Origin of the sequence: Peribacillus sp. NPDC058075, from assembly GCF_042885195.1 — a bacterium.
In the GTDB taxonomy this organism is placed as follows: domain Bacteria; phylum Bacillota; class Bacilli; order Bacillales; family DSM-1321; genus Peribacillus.
In genome coordinates, this window is the sequence record NZ_JBHVSL010000002.1 from 503,551 (window position 1) to 520,707 (window position 17,157).

General features: G+C 39.9%; 16 protein-coding genes. 2 read left to right on the forward strand and 14 right to left on the reverse strand.

Features of this window, described 5'->3' with window-relative positions:
• Nucleotides 1-31: 31 nt before the first annotated feature.
• Nucleotides 32-478, reverse strand: coding sequence for a DUF2712 domain-containing protein (locus ACFVS1_RS20200; RefSeq protein ID WP_352924223.1), 447 nt, complete (start codon nucleotides 476-478; stop codon nucleotides 32-34).
• 588 nt (nucleotides 479-1,066) lie between these two features.
• On the opposite strand from ACFVS1_RS20200, the gene ACFVS1_RS20205 reads away from it, so the two are divergent.
• Complete coding sequence (locus ACFVS1_RS20205) at nucleotides 1,067-2,617, forward strand: ABC-F family ATP-binding cassette domain-containing protein (RefSeq protein WP_352924225.1); 1,551 nt, start codon at nucleotides 1,067-1,069, stop codon at nucleotides 2,615-2,617.
• A gap of 106 nt (nucleotides 2,618-2,723) precedes the next feature.
• On the opposite strand, the gene ACFVS1_RS20210 is transcribed toward ACFVS1_RS20205, so the two are convergent.
• From ACFVS1_RS20210 to ACFVS1_RS20220, 3 genes are read right to left on the reverse strand one after another with little or no spacing between them, the layout of a single operon-like run.
• The gene (locus tag ACFVS1_RS20210; RefSeq protein ID WP_387550003.1) at nucleotides 2,724-3,911 is read right to left on the reverse strand and encodes a class I SAM-dependent methyltransferase; all 1,188 of its coding nucleotides are present in this window, start codon (nucleotides 3,909-3,911) and stop codon (nucleotides 2,724-2,726) included.
• A 33-nt stretch (nucleotides 3,912-3,944) separates the two neighbouring features.
• The gene (locus ACFVS1_RS20215) at nucleotides 3,945-4,853 is read right to left on the reverse strand and encodes a phosphotransferase (RefSeq protein WP_387550005.1); all 909 of its coding nucleotides are present in this window, start codon (nucleotides 4,851-4,853) and stop codon (nucleotides 3,945-3,947) included.
• Between the two features lie 15 nt (nucleotides 4,854-4,868).
• A complete protein-coding gene (locus tag ACFVS1_RS20220; RefSeq protein WP_387550007.1) occupies nucleotides 4,869-6,470 on the reverse strand; it encodes a DEAD/DEAH box helicase in 1,602 nt (533 codons plus the stop codon).
• 295 nt (nucleotides 6,471-6,765) lie between these two features.
• On the opposite strand from ACFVS1_RS20220, the gene ACFVS1_RS20225 reads away from it, so the two are divergent.
• On the forward strand, nucleotides 6,766-8,058 hold the full coding sequence (locus ACFVS1_RS20225) for an NCS2 family permease (protein ID WP_387550009.1): 1,293 nt from the start codon (nucleotides 6,766-6,768) through the stop codon (nucleotides 8,056-8,058).
• 85 nt (nucleotides 8,059-8,143) lie between these two features.
• On the opposite strand, the gene ACFVS1_RS20230 is transcribed toward ACFVS1_RS20225, so the two are convergent.
• From ACFVS1_RS20230 to ACFVS1_RS20275, 10 genes are all read right to left on the reverse strand, one after another.
• Nucleotides 8,144-8,680, reverse strand: coding sequence for a serine O-acetyltransferase (locus ACFVS1_RS20230; RefSeq protein ID WP_387550011.1), 537 nt, complete (start codon nucleotides 8,678-8,680; stop codon nucleotides 8,144-8,146).
• A gap of 10 nt (nucleotides 8,681-8,690) precedes the next feature.
• Nucleotides 8,691-9,812: a glycosyltransferase gene (locus tag ACFVS1_RS20235; RefSeq protein WP_387550013.1), complete on the reverse strand. Its 1,122-nt coding sequence runs from the start codon at nucleotides 9,810-9,812 to the stop codon at nucleotides 8,691-8,693.
• Complete coding sequence (locus ACFVS1_RS20240) at nucleotides 9,809-11,092, reverse strand: hypothetical protein (protein WP_387550015.1); 1,284 nt, start codon at nucleotides 11,090-11,092, stop codon at nucleotides 9,809-9,811. The genes ACFVS1_RS20235 and ACFVS1_RS20240 overlap by 4 nt, the downstream gene beginning before the upstream one ends.
• Complete coding sequence (locus ACFVS1_RS20245; protein ID WP_387550017.1) at nucleotides 11,089-12,366, reverse strand: oligosaccharide flippase family protein; 1,278 nt, start codon at nucleotides 12,364-12,366, stop codon at nucleotides 11,089-11,091. Before ACFVS1_RS20245 ends, ACFVS1_RS20240 begins: the two co-directional genes overlap by 4 nt.
• A 34-nt stretch (nucleotides 12,367-12,400) precedes the next feature.
• Nucleotides 12,401-13,132, reverse strand: a complete 732-nt coding sequence (locus tag ACFVS1_RS20250) for a WbqC family protein (protein WP_387550019.1) — start codon at nucleotides 13,130-13,132, stop codon at nucleotides 12,401-12,403.
• Nucleotides 13,133-13,759, reverse strand: coding sequence for a PIG-L deacetylase family protein (locus tag ACFVS1_RS20255; RefSeq protein WP_352924241.1), 627 nt, complete (start codon nucleotides 13,757-13,759; stop codon nucleotides 13,133-13,135).
• Nucleotides 13,759-14,736 carry a Gfo/Idh/MocA family protein gene (locus ACFVS1_RS20260; protein WP_387550021.1) on the reverse strand — a complete coding sequence of 326 codons (978 nt, stop codon included), beginning with the start codon at nucleotides 14,734-14,736 and terminating at the stop codon, nucleotides 13,759-13,761. Before ACFVS1_RS20260 ends, ACFVS1_RS20255 begins: the two co-directional genes overlap by 1 nt.
• On the reverse strand, nucleotides 14,726-15,850 hold the full coding sequence (locus ACFVS1_RS20265; RefSeq protein WP_387550023.1) for a DegT/DnrJ/EryC1/StrS family aminotransferase: 1,125 nt from the start codon (nucleotides 15,848-15,850) through the stop codon (nucleotides 14,726-14,728). Before ACFVS1_RS20265 ends, ACFVS1_RS20260 begins: the two co-directional genes overlap by 11 nt.
• 98 nt (nucleotides 15,851-15,948) lie before the next feature.
• On the reverse strand, nucleotides 15,949-16,362 hold the full coding sequence (locus ACFVS1_RS20270; protein ID WP_387550025.1) for a glycosyltransferase family protein: 414 nt from the start codon (nucleotides 16,360-16,362) through the stop codon (nucleotides 15,949-15,951).
• Nucleotides 16,363-16,449: 87 nt separating this feature from the next.
• Complete coding sequence (locus ACFVS1_RS20275; RefSeq protein ID WP_387550027.1) at nucleotides 16,450-17,121, reverse strand: glycosyltransferase family 4 protein; 672 nt, start codon at nucleotides 17,119-17,121, stop codon at nucleotides 16,450-16,452.
• Between the last annotated feature and the right edge of the window lie 36 nt (nucleotides 17,122-17,157).

Consider the following 17,157-nt stretch of genomic DNA (forward strand, 5'->3'; position numbering starts at 1 on the left):
CATACATGAATATGGATATGCTATCTTCCTATTAACGTACTGCTGGATCCCAATATCCTGATACGGTGTGTGATTTTGAAGTAAGATTATTATTTTCAGCGCCAATACGTACTGAACCACTGACAGCACTTTTAACTTTTATTGAATATTTCTTTCCTTGGTAATATTTGCTTGGATGTGAGTGGGAAGTACTGCCCTTATCAAGCCACATTATCGAAATTGTTCCTGCACCTTCCGAAGAATAGGCCAAATTCAAATACCATGGAGCATTCTTTTCTGCGGTTGATCTAGATTGCGTCTGTGAGTAACCATTATCGTAAGTAGTGCCCTTACCTGGATTGCTAGAAGCAGGAACAGTAAAACGAAAACTTTTATCATCACCCGTATTGTTAGCAGCAAAGACACTTGTACCAATACTAAAAATTGATGCGATAATCAATACAAACATTAAAAAATTTGATTTCCTTGAAATAGTCATATTTTTCTCCTTAAATTATTATTTTATAATCAACGAAATTTTTTAACATTCCGTTAATTGCAATAATCTATATTCTCCTAAATAATAGTTCTCTAACGAGGCCAATTTAAAGACACTACTCTTTAAGAAATACAACGAATGTAGACACATGAAGAACCGCTAGAACCACTAAACTCACATACTAGCTTGTTCAATTTAATTATTTTGTGTTTTAAAAAAAAGGCCATTATATTGGAATTTCGAATGAGCTTTTCCTGATTTTTGAAGGTTGCTCCGATTTCCCGAATAAATCTTCATAAATTAAGCATGGGATATCCTCATTTTATAAAAATTAAAGACACAAGGAGTTTCAAATTTGAAACAACTTGTGTCTTTTTTGACATTTAATTGAGTCCTTTTTATGATTCGCAGTAGAGAGTATCGACCACTCGCGGAGAAGGCGGGAGTTCCATAACACTGTAATCGATGGGCTGCTCTTCTCAGTACCCACATATATGTAAATTAATAGTTTAGATAGCATTCCCGTGCAGATTTTAGTATGATGAAACGTAGGGATTTTTTCAAATTAATTGGGAGGTTCAATATAAAATGAGCTTACTTTCTATAGATAAATTAGCACACAGCTTTGGCGACCGTACCTTATTCAAGGATGTTTCCTTCCGCCTGATGGCCGGTGAACATGTTGGTCTGGTCGGGGCAAATGGTGTCGGGAAATCAACGATGATGAATATCATTACAGGACAACTCATCCATGATGATGGCCGGGTCGAATGGACACCTGGTGTCGAATATGGCTATCTTGATCAACATACGATACTTTCTAAAGGTAAATCGATTCGCGACGTCTTACGGGATGCCTACTTGCCTTTATTCGAGCAGGAAAAAGAACTGAATGTAGTTACGGAGAAAATGGGTACGGCCACTCCGGAGGAACTTGAAGAACTCTTGGAACAAATGGGTGAAATCCAGGACAAGCTGGAAGCCGGCGGTTTTTACAATCTGGATATTAAAATTGAAGAAGCGGCCCGCGGTTTAGGGTTGGATGCAATCGGTTTGGACCGTGATGTCTCTGCCCTAAGCGGCGGACAACGGACAAAGGTTTTACTGGCCAAGCTACTTTTGGAACAGCCTGAAGTACTGCTTCTTGATGAACCGACGAACTACTTGGATGTGGAGCATATCCGCTGGCTGAGCAGCTACTTAAAGGAATATCCTAATGCATTCTTATTGATTTCGCATGATACCGAGTTCATGAACGGCGTCGTCGACGTCATCTTCCATCTTGAATTTTCTAAATTGACCCGTTACACGGCAACTTATGAAAAATTCCTTGAGCTGGCTGAATTGAATAAAAACCAACATATTAACGCCTATGAAAAACAGCGCGAATTCATTAAAAAGCAGGAAGATTTCATTGCAAAGAATAAAGCCCGCTATTCAACGACCGGCCGGGCAAAGAGCCGTCAAAAGCAATTGAACCGCATGGAACGCATCGATCGTCCGGAAACTGCAATGAAACCTACCTTTGACTTTAAAGAGTCACGTGCGAGCAGCCGTTATGTATTTGAAGGTGAAGATCTGGAAATCGGATATGACCGCCCATTGCTTCCGAAGTTGTCCATGACCATCGAGCGGGGAGAAAAAATTGCCGTGGTCGGCTGTAACGGAGTTGGTAAATCCACTCTATTAAAAACGATTTTGGGTAAAATCGATCCTCTAGGCGGTAAAAGATCGCTTGGAGATTTCCTTTTTTCTTCTTATTTTGAACAAGAAGTGAAAGCAGGAGATACGACGCCGATCGATGAAGTATGGAATGCATTTCCGCATCTGGACCAACCGCAGGTACGTGCGATTCTTGCCCGTGTCGGTTTGAAAAACGAGCACATTACACGTCCGATGAGCCATTTAAGCGGTGGAGAACAAGCAAAAGTCCGTCTATGCAAACTCATGCTTACCGAAAGCAATTGGCTGTTATTCGATGAACCGACAAACCATTTGGATGTCGTTGCAAAAGAAGAACTGAAACGTGCATTGAAAGAGTATAAAGGAACGATTGTCCTTGTATGCCATGAACCTGATTTCTATGAAGATTGGGTAACCAAAGTATGGGATGTAGAGGAATGGTCAGCACAAAATTAATTTTTTCGGGGATGTCGCGGAACGCGGCATCCTCTTTATTATGGAATAAATAAAAAGCTGACTAAAAAGGCTCCTTCAGTCAGCTTTCATTTCCTCATCATGCAGCTTAAACTCGTTCCGCCACCAAGGTATATGTTTTCGGAAGCCCAATATCATGGATTTTATGATTCGGTTCTTCCTCGAGTACTTTAATAACCAGCCCTGATTGACCTATTGACGTTATAAGTTCCCCAATTGTCCATTTACGCTGTACAACTCTTGAAAGGCTCCCTTTTTCCTCATCAGGCATATGCTTCGAAAATGCGACCTCATTGTTTTCGATTGCCGGAGCGAAATAGTTGCCTGAGATTTTATGTTTTTTGCCATTTGAAGTAATGAGCTTTGTTGAAATCGGGTGAAATTCATGCAGGACGAATCGGCCTCCAGGTTTCAGCATCATTTTAATTTTTTCAAATAACGGTTGCAGATCTATTAAGTAGTGAAGCACACCGAGCTCCATTAAAACCAAATCCTGATTCCCTGATACATGCTCGGATGACAGTGAAAGGACATCAGAAACGATATACTCGATGGACGCATTGGCACCGCTTGCCAGCTCATTTGCAAACATAGCATTTTCCTGGGAAAAATCAACAACTTTCACTTCAGCTCCCAATATGGCAAGGGCAACTGCTTTGACACCGTTCGATCCCATCAAATGAGTGATTTTTTTACCGGATAAATCCCCCATATACTTATAAAAAGGGTGCAGTCTCCATTTTGGGTTTTGCTTGATTTTTGATGCCAATTCCACGGGATCTCCATAACGATTGACAAGCGCTAAATAATTATTCTGGTTCCACGCCTGTTCATTTTCCGCTGTGAAACCCTTCTGCTCGGCTGATAAGTAAGCATGAATCCCGGCACTGTACTTTCTCATTTCTTCTTCGTATAAATAACTGTATAACGACCTGCACCAAACTTCCGTATTCCCCATCTTTATGGACAAACGATAAGGGTCCGTTTTAATGGTCGTGTTAAACCGGCAGCGAACAGTGACAGAAACCCCCTCGACATCCATTAGAAAGAATGCAGTCTCAGGACTTCTTTCAGGCTTTGTTGGGGAGTATTCGGAAAAAAGATCCAAAGCCTCATTGAAGACATCCCATTGTACATCCAGGCTGATTTTCTTATATTCATCGATATCCACTCCTTGTACGAAAAGAGCAGATCGACCTGTATATTGGTAGGGAATATTAGCTTGATCCAACATGTTCGCCAGTAAGGTGATTGTTTGATAATAACTTGCGTTCATATGTACCTCCTAAACATCAAAAGAGCATGACAATTATTCTTCTATAGCAAATTTCAAACCGGTACTCGTAATGGCAATCAGCTCTTCATCGTGGCGGTCTATGCCATAAACGAGTAATGTAACAAGCATATATATGGCTCTGAACCGGGCTAAGCTCTCTGTTTCCTTTTCGATTTCACCATAGATTTCGAAAAAAGCTCTGCGCGCTTCTTTTGGGAAATAACTGTATAAAAAGGAGAAATCAATGGCTGGATTCCCGATATGAACATCTCCCCAATCAATGATACCTGAGAGAACGCCTTCGTCATCAAGCAAAACATTCCGGATATGAATGTCTCCGTGAACGAGTGAAATCGGATGCTGAACATCCAATTTGCCTAAGGCTTCAACAAAATCCTTAACCGCCCGTGCCTGTTCAAAGTATCCTAGCTTTAATAGATTTGAGACATTTTCCATAAGTGATTTCTTTCGATAGGATACATCAAGCCTCATCATCCCATCAGGCTGCACACCTAAACGCATAGCCCTTTCCGCAGGGAAACTGTGAAGAACCTTCAAAAAACGGGCAAACCTTTTTGCCGATTCGACCTTATTTGCCTCTGGTTCTTCTACGGGCAAATGTCCTTTTACCATTTTATAACCGGTAAAAGGATAAGGATACAGGGTACTTGGTTTCCCAAAAAAGATCGGTTCAGGGATAGCTAGCGGAAAAGTGCCTGCAATGGATGGCAAAAGCCGATTTTCCACCTGAATCAACGTAACTGCAATAGGGCGGCGGGGGAAACGGAATACAAATTGCCCATTGATTTGTATCACCGTGTTATCGAACCCCTCCCCAAGTTGCTTGATCTCTTTCAACTCAATTTCCGGAAACTGCAGCATGAGCAATTTCCCTGCCAGCTCCAGCGAAACTGGATATTCTGCCAACCAAGGCTTCTCCACTCCCGTCTCCCCCTTTTACCGATTTCTCCCTCTATTAGAAAAGCTTCCAGATCCACCTCTACGACTACTTGCCCCTTGTGTACTAGGAGATCTACGGCTGTCTCTTTGATCTCCTCGCGGATTGTCACGCTTTGGCCCACGGCTTTCTTCCGAGCGGCCACCCCGCGGATTCTCTCGCCTTGGTCCGCGGCCGTTTTCCGAACGCCCTCCCCGTGAATCATCACGAATAGGTCCACGACCGTTTCCCAAACGGCTTTCCCGTGAATCGTCACGTTTGGGTCCGCGGCTGTTTTCCATCCGGCCTCCCCGTGGTTTCTCCCTCTCGATTTCACGATTGTCCGCTTGGTTTACAGAACGGTGACTCCCCCGATTCGGTCCTCTCGTATCTATCCGTTCACGATGTTTCCTTCCCCCTCCCGAACGCGGTCGGCGGGTACCTTCATCAGAAGAGTCTTCATGACGCTTCCTTTTTTGCCTCAACTCATCAGGTTGGAACATTTTCACTCCCTCAATCGTCCTTCTTTCGATTTTCATGGAGATCCCTTTTTCTATATCGCTTAAAAGCTGAAGATCCTTCGTTGCTATGAAGGTTACAGCCAAGCCATTCTCACCAGCACGGCCCGTCCGGCCAATTCGGTGAATGTAACTTTCTGCATCCTCGGGAACATCATAATTAAACACATGTGTCACGCCTTCTACATCAAGCCCCCGTGCAGCAACGTCCGTTGCCACTAAATATTGAAGCTTTGCGTCTCTGAAGTTTTTCATCACACGTTCCCGCTTGGCCTGTGAAAGGTCACCATGAAGCTCTTCAGAATTGAATCCAGAAGCCTTCAGGGCATCATTCAAAACCGAAACACGCCGTTTTGTACGGCAAAATATAATCGCAAGGTATGGCTGTTCTTCTCTGATCATGTTGATTAATGAAGACTGTTTGGCACGATCGGTCGTCTCGATGACAAGCTGCCTGATTTTCTCGACCGTTACTTGCTCAGCCTTCACAGCGGCAGTTAATGGTTTGGTCATGTAGCGTTTTGCCAATTGATGCACCTGTTCCGGCATCGTCGCTGAAAAGAGCAGCGTCTGGCGCTCCTCTGGAAGCTGTCCCATGATCTCTTCCACTTCTGGTAAAAAGCCAATATGAAGCATTTGATCAGCTTCATCAAGTACAAGTGTTCCAGTTTGTGAGAGATCGATGGTGCCTCTTCGTAAATGATCTAATAACCTGCCTGGCGTGGCGACCACCACGGAGATGTTTCTTGTCAGCTTCTTCATTTGCTGCTCGACATCCTGTCCGCCATAAACTGCAAGCACTTGAAGTCCTTCGATTTCATCAGCGAATTTTTTCAATTCAGCAGTGATTTGCAAAGCCAATTCCCTGGTTGGCGTGACGATCAGTGATTGTATGTGGGATGCGGCGGGATCGACTTTTTCCAGGATTGGCAGCAAAAATGCCAAAGTCTTCCCCGTTCCCGTCTGCGCCTTCGCGATGACATCCCTTCCAGCAAGGATATCTGGTATCGATTTCTCCTGAATCGGGGTAGGGGCGGATATTCCTATTTGCTTTAATATGTTATTAATCGCCGGGCTGACGCCAAGGTCGATGAATTCTGTCATGTATGGGCCTACTTTCTGAATTTCTTCATTTAATTGACTGATAAATCCACTTTAATGGTATCAGCTTCGTTCACTTTATGTCATTATCCTTAGTTTAAGCTATTTGTTAGTATATCATTATCTATTTTAGAGAAAACCTGTACCTTAAAATTTTTCATGCTATTGTACTTTAGTTATTTTTCTAATATAATTTATAAGATTTATTATCTTCGAGCTACTTACTTGAAAAAGGGTAAGCATCTCCTCCTTGTAGATTTTTGCAAGGATTTTTTGTATAGAAAAAAGGAGTGACCGCATGTTTAAATTAAAAGAACGGAATTCAAATATTAAGACGGAAGTACTTGCGGGGCTTACAACCTTTTTAACACTGGCTTATATCATCGTTGTAAACCCCATGATCCTTTCTGATGCCGGTGTTCCATTCGACCAGGCATTTACAGCAACCATAATCGCAATAATAGTCGGTACCCTATGCATGGCCCTTTTAGCCAATTACCCAATTGTCATAGCACCGGCAATGGGATTGAATGCTTATTTTGCATACTCGGTATTGGGAACCCATGATATCTCATACACAGTTGCTTTCTCTGCAGTCTTTGTTACGGGCATCATCTTTATCCTTTTATCCCTAACCTCTTTCCGCTCAAAATTGATCGAGGCCATACCAAATAACTTGAAACACGCTATCAGTGCCGGAATCGGGCTTTTCATCACCTTCATCGGACTGCGTTTGTCAGGTGTCGTCACACAGCATGAATCCAACCTGGTTACCCTCGGAAGCTTCAGGGACCCCAGTGTGGCGCTTACATTGGTTGGTTTGGTCATAACGACCGTACTGATCGTTCGCAATGTGCAGGGAGCGATATTCATCGGAATGATCGTGACTGCCATAATCGCTTTCTTTACAGGCCAATTGGAAATTAACGGTCTGGTTTCCACCCCTTCATTACCTGAAGGGATCATAGTCGCCAATCCCATCACATCTATCGCCGATGTTATTAACTACGGGCTTTATGGCGTCGTCTTCTCCATCTTGCTTGTCATGCTATTCGATACGACCGGTGCTTTATTGGGCATTGTCCGTCAAGCTGGATTGCTGAAGGATAATAAGCTTGAAAAATCCGGCAGTGCCTTCTTTGCAGATTCAGTCGGCACTACTGTTGGCGCCATGTTCGGTACAAGCCCGACCGCTGCCTCGGTTGAATCATCAGCTGGTGTTGGAGCGGGCGGCAAGACAGGTTTAACCGCGTTGGTGGTGGCCATCCTTTTCTTAATAACCGCCTTCTTCAGCCCGCTGATAGGAGCTGTCTCAAATGTAGCGGCCATCACGGCACCTAGCTTGATCATCGTGGGAAGTATGATGATTAAGAGCATTAATGAAATTGACTGGACACACTTTGATGAATCATTCCCAGCCTTTTTGGTCATTGTCGCCATGCCGTTGACATCAAGCATCGCCAACGGGATCGCACTCGGATTCATCGCCTACCCCATTTTAAAAATGGCAAGAGGCAAATTCCGTGAAGTGCATCCGTTCGTGTACATGTTTGCTGCTCTATTTCTTTATCAACTGATTTTCCTGGCTTGATCATCTCATGAAGGGCACCATGGGGATAATAAAAAGGAGTGTTCAATTAAGCTAATTGAACACTCCTTTATTTGTTAACGCTCAATTATTTTATAACGTTTTCTTTCTGCTTACCTTTAATCACACTTGGCACTCCAACTGCCGTGCAATGATCGGGAACGGATGTCAAAACAACTGCATTGGCTCCCACTTTCGAATTATTGCCAATTCGGATGCCGCCCAATATTTTAGCGCCCACTCCAATATATGCATAATCGCAAACCTCAGGAGCTTTTCTGCTTTCTTTACTTTGCCCGAACGTTACTTGGTGCAATATTGTAACGTGATCCCCTATTTTTGTAAACGGATTGATGATAATGCCTTTAGCTCCATGCGGGAGATGCAATTTTTTTCCTATTTGAGCTTGCGCAGGAAATTCACAGTTCATGAAGAGTCTTATAATTAACAAATCAATCATGCGGTACAAAATCCATAATACTTGTTTTAAGATTGGAACGTTCACTTTATAGTAAATGATATTGCCTATCCGGTAAACAAACATGACGATTATTCCGTGGATTCCGCCCAGTCTCCCCCAGTTACTGATAAACGCCAATTTATTTATCCATTTAAATAATCCCATAGCAAACCTCCTAGGAGCATGAATTTAATTCATCAAACAGAGATAGTAGTTTTTCCTCTTCATTCTCCCAATTATATTCTTGTCTATATGCAGCTTTTCCCCGTTCCCCCATGTTCGCGGCCCTGGCTGGGGATTCCAGTAAATAAACCGCTTTTTGAACCATATCATCCATGTTCGCTACATCGGCCGACACTCCACAGCTCCATTTATCCAGTACATCTTGAATAAGAAAATCAGAAACCATAAATGGAATGCCAGCGGCCATATATTCAAAACACTTTGTTGTTTTACCACCCATGAAATTAGGATCAGGAACTAAAAATGCCATGCCTGCATGTGCCTTCTGGATGGATTCGAATGCTTTATCAAAGGCCATTACACCCTCTAGTCTGATATAATCTTCCAAGCCATTGTCCAGGATGAATGTTTTCAATTTTTCGATGTATCCTTCACTGCCCGTTCCAATGATCTTCATATGAAACACTTTCTTTAATTCTACTAATCTTTTTGCAAGAAGCAGCATGGTTTCCCCGCCACGTATATCAGAGATGCTTCCTAGGTAGATAAAGGTGAAAACATCTTCTTTTCTTCTGTTTTCTTTCATTTCAGTAATTTTCGGGTAATTGTAAACATCTGTTGTTGGACAAGTTAAGAACTGATAATCCTCTTTATACGTCATTTCTGCAAACACGACCCCGCTGCATGCACTTAGCAATCGTTTCTCCAAATGACGATACATTCTCAATGCAATTCCGGGGATTTTTTTTCTCATAAGGACCTTTGGTACATTTTCATGCATGTCATAAACAATGACTGGATGATAACCGGGAATCCTCCTAATGATACTCATTAAAATCAGCAGCTCCGGATCATGAAACTGAATCACATCAGGTTTATCCTTCTTAATCTTGAGGAAGAGAGCAGTCCAATTTAACATACGTCCCTTCCTGGATCTCTTAGGCAACAGTTCAACTTCTATATTGGCCGGTATATGATCAGGAATTAGGTTACTTTCAATCGCTATATGCCTCACCTTGTACATTCCCGTTTCTCCAAAAGAAAAGGCTTGCCGAAAATAAATCCTCGTATCATTCCATGGGTGCACAGAACTAATATTATAAAATAACTTCATCTGTTATCTCCCTTTTGTAAATCTGACCCTAACAATAAATACATGATAACGAAAGTAAAAAACATCCCGCCTGTCACAAACGTTGTGGTAAGCGCAGTATCCGCTAAACACCATGCAGGAACAACAAACAGGATTATGCCGACACCTTTCCACTTTTCATTTTGCGTCAGGCTATCATAAAACCATAATATCGCTGCCAAGATCACTGTATAAACCAAGAATCCAATATAACCGAAATTAGCAAAAGCATCAGCGAACATATTGGCATTGGCTGCCATTTCAGGTCGGCCAAAGTACTCTGTACCGATAATGTATGGCGGACTCTTGTCATAAACAGGATCTATGAATTTTTCTAAAATGCTATACGACAGCAAGGCTTTTGGATGAGTTGAAAAGAAGTCTACATAATAGCTTGTCAGCAAGCCCGGTGTGATGATCATCCTTCTGGCAAACAAATTAGAAAAATAAGCCTGATCAAGGATAAAATCCAGAAAAATGCTGATGCCTAACAACGAGCAAAGACTGATACAAAAAAGGATGGAAAAATCCCTTCCCTTCTTCCGAAAAGCAATAAATACAATGATTAATAATCCAGTCGATAAAAGAGTGGATTTCAAGCCATTGACGGTGTACAAAAGGTATTGCAGCCCTAGTCCAATAACCACATAGGTATATTTTTTTTTGCATAAGCCAATAGTCACGATTAATGGATTACACACTTTTGCAAGCCACTGTATAATATAGCCTGCAAGAGGGGTTAGTTTTGTTCGAAAAGTCATTCGCTTATCATAGATATCCTCAGAATTTATAGGAGGCTTTAAACTAATTCCCCCCGAAACTTTGAAGATGTAAAGAAAAAAAATCAATAATGTTATAACAAAAATGATTTTTAATAGACCGGGATTAACATTAGGAGGTGAAATCTTCATGGCTGGCAATCTATTTACATTTCCAATGGTAAGTAAACAAAAAAACAAAAGAACATTCGTATATATAAAATCAGGCTGCAGCGTAAATAAATAGTTCGGAACCCATACTACCGGTATATAGACAATAAAATACAAAATCCAGAAAACGAGTTCCGACGGCTTATCCAGTTCCTTTTTTATGAATATGGCTGGCAATATAATAAAAAACATGGAAATGACTATCATGACAGCACTTGGATGTTGCCGATATATATACCCCATATAAGCAAATTCAGGGGAAATAAAGTAAACGTAGGATATATCCAGTAACCAGACGTACACTCCTACCAGGCCCAGTTGAATCTGCTTCATTTTTTCAGATTATCCTCTCGATCTATGGAATGTATCGCCCTATAGCCAAGGAGAGCAAAAAAGTAGTAACTGGCCCCCATACAAATGCTAAAGTATAAGATGGCTGTTTCAGCTGAACCCCCTGAAATGAAAATGGCCAGTACTCCAATAGATGACAGTAACAGCCTTGAAACATCCCATAAGAGCTGAGTCCTTTGTTTTTTGATTAAGAACAATATTTGGGAAACTGGCATGACAATCACTTGACTTAAAAACATAAATGACATCAATGTCACATATTCGCCGGAAACACGCCACTCTTCTCCAAAAAAAAAGCTGAAGAGACCGGGTGCTATCCATGCCAAAATTACTATTATCGGCACACCTAACATGGCCGTTTTAGTAATAATGCTCTTATACAAATGTAAAACCCTTCCCGGTTCATTTGAAATGCTTTTTGCCACTTCGGCATAGAATACTGTCGAAATACTCGCTCCCAACAAACTAATGGGTAAACCGATCGTTTTTGTAGCCATGGAAAAATGCCCTGTCACGTCTGGTCCGTATAGACGCATCAATAACAAAAAAATGATTTGTATAGATAAGGAACTTAAGAGAGTTGACCATGTGGAGTACTTGGCGAATTTCTCATATTTTTTAAGCAAATAACCTATTCTCCTATCGTTCACTTTCGGCCAATGCATTCGCTTTAAGAAATATCGCCAAATGTACACAAGGGTTATTCCCCGTCCAATCATATCTCCCGCTATTAAACCTATTCCTGGAGTCACATGATTAATGGAAATAAGTGAGAACTGACTTATTACATTGCTAGTCGATTGAAGCAGTTTAGAATGAGTTAGCCCTTTAAACTTATCTTCTTTTAACATCCAGTAACTCATCACTTGATAGATTCCAGCAAAAAACAGGCCAATTGAAAGGAAAAGGTCATTCATAATCGAAGCTTCTATACCGTATAATCGAAATAATGATAGATTAAGGAAGCCTAAACCTATATTCAGGATACAAACGACGGCAATCGTAAACATGCTAATGTACATCAAGTGAACCGTATTACTATGTTTTTTTTCTAAAGGAATCGCCTTTTCTAAACAAAGAGATGAGAATGACATGAGAATGGCCAAAAGTGACGTATAGGTTGAAAATACACCAAAATCTTCTGGAGTATATATTCTTGTCAGTATGGGAGAACTGGCGAATAGAATAAGCTGTGCAAGTGAATTCCCTGTTAATAATAAAAGGATTTTATTTATAAATTCATTTTTTATTTTCATATTTTCGACCACGCCACATCTCTATTTTATATACTCATTTACATTGTTCTGATTTGACTAATTTATCTTTCGTTAACGTTTCTTTTATTTGATCCGCCGGATAGTGCATGATCCAGTCTAGAATCGATAAATTTTTTACACATTCTTTTTCATTTTTCACATAATAAACGGGATGTATGAACTTTTGATAAACGACTTCAATACCTTCTTTATGAAACAATTCTTCTTCCAAGTAATCCTTTCCGCTTCTCCCGCTTAAATAGCATGTACCTCCGGTTTGCTTAACCAAGCTGACTAATCTCTTTGTTTTTCCAAAGGAAGTGTTAAAATCATTGGAAAGGTGTGTTTCCCCTTCATAGTTTAAATACTTTAAAATCAATTCAAATAAATGAATATTCAAATCGACTAACAAAGCGTGTTCTTTTTGATATGCTTCTTCCAACAGCGGGAAAAAATCTTGAAAGTGCCGAGTTTTTTTATAAACTTCCGATATTTGCTTCAAATGATTCCTTTTCCATTTTTGATTGGGGGAATGATAACTGATTAATTTTTCATGTAACATTTCAGGCTTTTTTTGAAGCGGTACAGTTAGCCTTGACTCTTTTCCATCAGCACCTAGAATATATGTTTTATTTTGAAAATTACTTGAAGAGTATTTCACATCGGCCAAATATATAAAAACGTCCGATTTGAAAACCTTATGAATCAAACCAATCCATGGCAGGAAATTGGGCTGGTGAACTGTGACTATCTTCTTTTTTTCCACCTACAAAACCTCTTTTGAAAAAATTAATAGGAATGTCTCCGCGTATTTGCAATTCACTTGGGAACCCCTCCAACTGCCGATATGCTCCGCATTCACTAAATAATGCCCCATATAACCGGTTAGCTGTGATTGGAACACGGTAATCATACGTTTTTTATCTTCCATGAACTCTGTAATATCACTATAAATATTTGGGTGAAATTGATTGGCAGCGATGTTATTATTTTGATTGATTTGTTCGAATTCATATATGGTGAACTGTTTTTTCCTGAAACAGCTTCTTACCACCTTTGATAACTTTTGATGATCTTGATGACTGTCATTCATCCAATGTGTGTAGACTTCGTCTGGATCCATCTTTTCAATGATATCGTCCAGCTCGTTTATTAATTTATGAAGAGGGATATCCTCAACGTTATTACCCTCACAGTACTTAGAAAACTGTACCTCATATCCGAAATTCTTTGATGACTCTATTGCCTCTTGTTTCCTGACCTCGATATTCGAAGGGATGGAAAATATGATGTTGATAATGTAATGTCCTTGGTTCAATAGCTTACGAATGGTACCGCCCATACTAATTTCCGCATCATCCGGGTGTGCTGTTACTAGCAATATTTTTTTCATCATGTTCCTCCATTTAAAGCTTGTTCAATGATAGATATCGCTTTAAGCGTCATGTTCTTTTGTTCCATGTAGACCGTTACATCTTTCATTAAAATGCATTTTGAAAATTCAGTGATTTCATAAAGCAAACTATTATCACTGATAGGTTCACTTATCGTTTCTTCAATGTCGTTAATGATACTGCGGTAACTTATTGTGCGGATATCGTATAACGAGTGAAAACTTAATGTTCCGTTCTCTCCGTAAATTTCCGATATCGAATCATTCGTTAAGTTAATTTTTGAAATCAACATCGTTATTTTAAAACCTTCATATTCAAAAATGCACGTACCGCCTAAATCAATATTTTTTACGATCAGTTGTTTAAAATAATAACTTTTAACGGGAACACCAAATAATTGAATGGCCGCATAAATAGGATAAATTCCAATCGTTCTTAAGGCCCCTCCACCATGATTTTCATCGAAAATTGGAGCTTTCTCCCCTTTTAATAAGGCCGAATACTGCATGGAATAGTTTTGGTACTTTAGGGTTGCCCCATGGATTTTCCCTACCTTTTTCATAGCATTCTTTAAAATTTGAAAGTTGGGTTCATAGATGGATCTTACTGCCTCAAACACAAAAACATTTTGTTTTTCTGCCGCATCGAAAACCCGATTGGCCTGATCTGCTGTCATGAATGCCGTTTTCTCCACAATAACGTTCTTTCCATGCTCAATGGCTGCCATCGCTTGATCATAATGAGAGGCATTAGGAGTGGCTATATAAACAGTATCCAGCTCAACATCTTCAAACACTTCATTCAGGGATCCATAAACTTTAGAAACTCCTTTTTCTTTTGCAAGCTCCTTGGCAATATGAGATCTTCTCCCCCAAATTCCCATCACCTCTCCATTTGAACTTTCATTAATGGCATCAATCATGGCACAGCTTATTGGACCTGACCCCACCACTCCAATCCTATTTTTAATCGCCATGTTCCACTGCCTGTTTACATTTCGCCACTATGTATTTCAGATCCTCATCTGGCAGATCCAAGTGACATGGCAACGTGAAATGAGATTCCCGAAATCTATCGGCATTCGGGAGAGATGCAAGGGGATATTCCTCTAGCAATGTGGGCTGTAAATGTAATGGGACCCCATAACAATGCCCGGTGCTTATATGACAATCGTTTAAATGCTTTTTAAATGTTTCGCATTGCTCTTTGCTTTTACACATGACGATAATTTTATAAAATGAAGATATATTGTGGTCAGATGAAGCTTGGAAGTGAAGACCGTGCTCATGAAAAACCTCTTTCAAATTTTCTTTATAGAAACTGAAGATTTCCTGCCTGACCTGGATCATCCCATAAGCTTCCTGAACTTGCAGATAACCAAGCAATGCATTAAATTCACTAAGAAGCATGTCACCGGATAATACTTGATTGACTGCACCATTTTCATTCCCATGGTGCCTTAACAATTCACAGTATTTGATTAAATCTATATCATCCGATGTAATGACACCGCCTGTGGCACTTGTAATAATTTTAGTGGGGTACATGGAAAAAACCCCAGCAAATCCAATTGTGCCTGCTTTATATCCATTTATACTGGCACCAAAAGCATGTGAAGCATCTTCGATTAGATAAAGATCATTCTCATCACAAAACTCTTTAATCTCAAAGATGTTATCAGGGATCCTTCCAGCAATATACGTAATTAGGACAACTTTCGTTTTAGGAGTCACGGCGTTCTTCAGGCTATTTAAATCCAAATTGAAATCCTCTAAATTAATGTCACAAAGAACGACCCTTCCTTTCGCATTTTTCACCGCATATACTGGAGAAATGAACGTATTGCTTGGCATGATCACTTCTTTGCCTTCGACATCTAGATACTTTAAAATAATTTCAATGGCGGCCGTTGCACTGGAAAGGGCGACAGCATACTTAGAATCATTGTATTGTCTGACGCTTTCTTCAAATTTCCGAGTATACTCACCTAAGATTAACCTTCCAGAATCCAAAATCCGCTCAATGTTCTTAAGGTATTCCCGTTTTACCCAACCTGTTATCACTGGCTTTGTATTTACGATAGTCTCCATGGAACTCCATCCTTTTCCAAAATTAGATCTTTCAATAGACGTTAAGTGAGATGCAGACAAATATATCAAATTCTGAATGACCCATTGTTCATGAATATTCAATGATCATTATCAACCAATTCCGTCAGTGTTCTCTCCAGTTTTGAAATCAATTTGGTTTTCTCATAATTCAGGGTTAAACGCTCTATATTTTTTTGTATTTTCAGATACATTCGTTTGTCACTTTTCATTGATTTTACATACTCTATCATCTTTGATCGTTCACTATATTCAAAACCGTGACCTGCATCATATTTTGTCATGACCTCATGCTGCCAGCCTTTATAGTTTATTAATGTTGGTTTTCCGGCTGCCCAAAAATCAAAAAGTTTATTTTGACTATTCCTATCCAATATTTCATTATCACGTACAAAACACAGACCTATATGAGATACGGCCATTAATAAGTACGCTTCTTTTTTAGATACCTGATCCAAGAAAATGACGTTGTTTAATTTTTTGCTCTCTTTCACTTGAATTAAGCGTTCTTTTTCCTTTCCATCTCCTACAATTAGATAGACAATATCGGGGTCATCCGTCTTTTCAGCAAGCTGTAAAATTTAATCGATATTATTGATAAATCCTAATGTGCCTGCATATAAACAGATAAACTTCGCTTTTAAACCTAATTTATCCAATGCTTCTTCTTTATCTCCGGAACAAATCCGGGAAAAATAGTCTATATCCGCAAAGTTAGTAACCGTAGCAATTTTTTCCCGTTTAACTCCTTTTCTCAATAAATCTTCTTTCATTCCAGGCGAAAGCACGATGATTTTATCAGCTGAAGAATAAATCATGCTTTCTAGCTTCAATAAAATTCTCTTTAACCATCCATGTCTGATGATTCCCAACTCAATAGGTATATCTGGCCATAAATCCCTTACCTCAAACACAAATTCGCTGCGCTTCACCTTAGCAAGAAGCATACCTATCAATCCAATTGTCAAAGGGGTCGAGGAAGCATAAACAATGTCTACCCCTTTCTCCTTCACCCCAATGAAAAAACTTTTATACATATAATGAACAAACGATAATAATCTTTTCAGGTAACTATATTCTTGTTTATATTTAGTTTTGGTTGAGATGATCTTTATTCCCTCACGTGAATCTACGGAATTACCGGTGATGATGGTGACTTTATTATTTTTAGAGACTAAAAATTTAGCTATTTCATAAGATCGGGTACTGCCTTTATCGATATTGAAATATTGATGCAAATAAAGAATCTTCACTTTTCCACTTCCTCTTTTACCCAATTTGATTCAATT

Excerpts from the sequence above, each read along its gene's own strand:
- ACFVS1_RS20245 (WP_387550017.1), bottom strand. The coding sequence starts at position 12,366 with ATGAAAATAAAAAATGAATTTATAAATAAAATCCTTTTATTATTAACA.
- ACFVS1_RS20200 (WP_352924223.1), bottom strand. The coding sequence starts at position 478 with ATGACTATTTCAAGGAAATCAAATTTTTTAATGTTTGTATTGATTATC.
- ACFVS1_RS20210 (WP_387550003.1), bottom strand. The coding sequence starts at position 3,911 with ATGAACGCAAGTTATTATCAAACAATCACCTTACTGGCGAACATGTTG.
- ACFVS1_RS20255 (WP_352924241.1), bottom strand. The coding sequence starts at position 13,759 with ATGAAAAAAATATTGCTAGTAACAGCACACCCGGATGATGCGGAAATT.
- ACFVS1_RS20220 (WP_387550007.1), bottom strand. The coding sequence starts at position 6,470 with ATGACAGAATTCATCGACCTTGGCGTCAGCCCGGCGATTAATAACATA.
- ACFVS1_RS20225 (WP_387550009.1), top strand. The coding sequence starts at position 6,766 with ATGTTTAAATTAAAAGAACGGAATTCAAATATTAAGACGGAAGTACTT.
- ACFVS1_RS20260 (WP_387550021.1), bottom strand. The coding sequence starts at position 14,736 with ATGGCGATTAAAAATAGGATTGGAGTGGTGGGGTCAGGTCCAATAAGC.
- ACFVS1_RS20240 (WP_387550015.1), bottom strand. The coding sequence starts at position 11,092 with ATGAAGCAGATTCAACTGGGCCTGGTAGGAGTGTACGTCTGGTTACTG.
- ACFVS1_RS20230 (WP_387550011.1), bottom strand. The coding sequence starts at position 8,680 with ATGGGATTATTTAAATGGATAAATAAATTGGCGTTTATCAGTAACTGG.
- ACFVS1_RS20205 (WP_352924225.1), top strand. The coding sequence starts at position 1,067 with ATGAGCTTACTTTCTATAGATAAATTAGCACACAGCTTTGGCGACCGT.
- ACFVS1_RS20235 (WP_387550013.1), bottom strand. The coding sequence starts at position 9,812 with ATGAAGTTATTTTATAATATTAGTTCTGTGCACCCATGGAATGATACG.
- ACFVS1_RS20265 (WP_387550023.1), bottom strand. The coding sequence starts at position 15,850 with ATGGAGACTATCGTAAATACAAAGCCAGTGATAACAGGTTGGGTAAAA.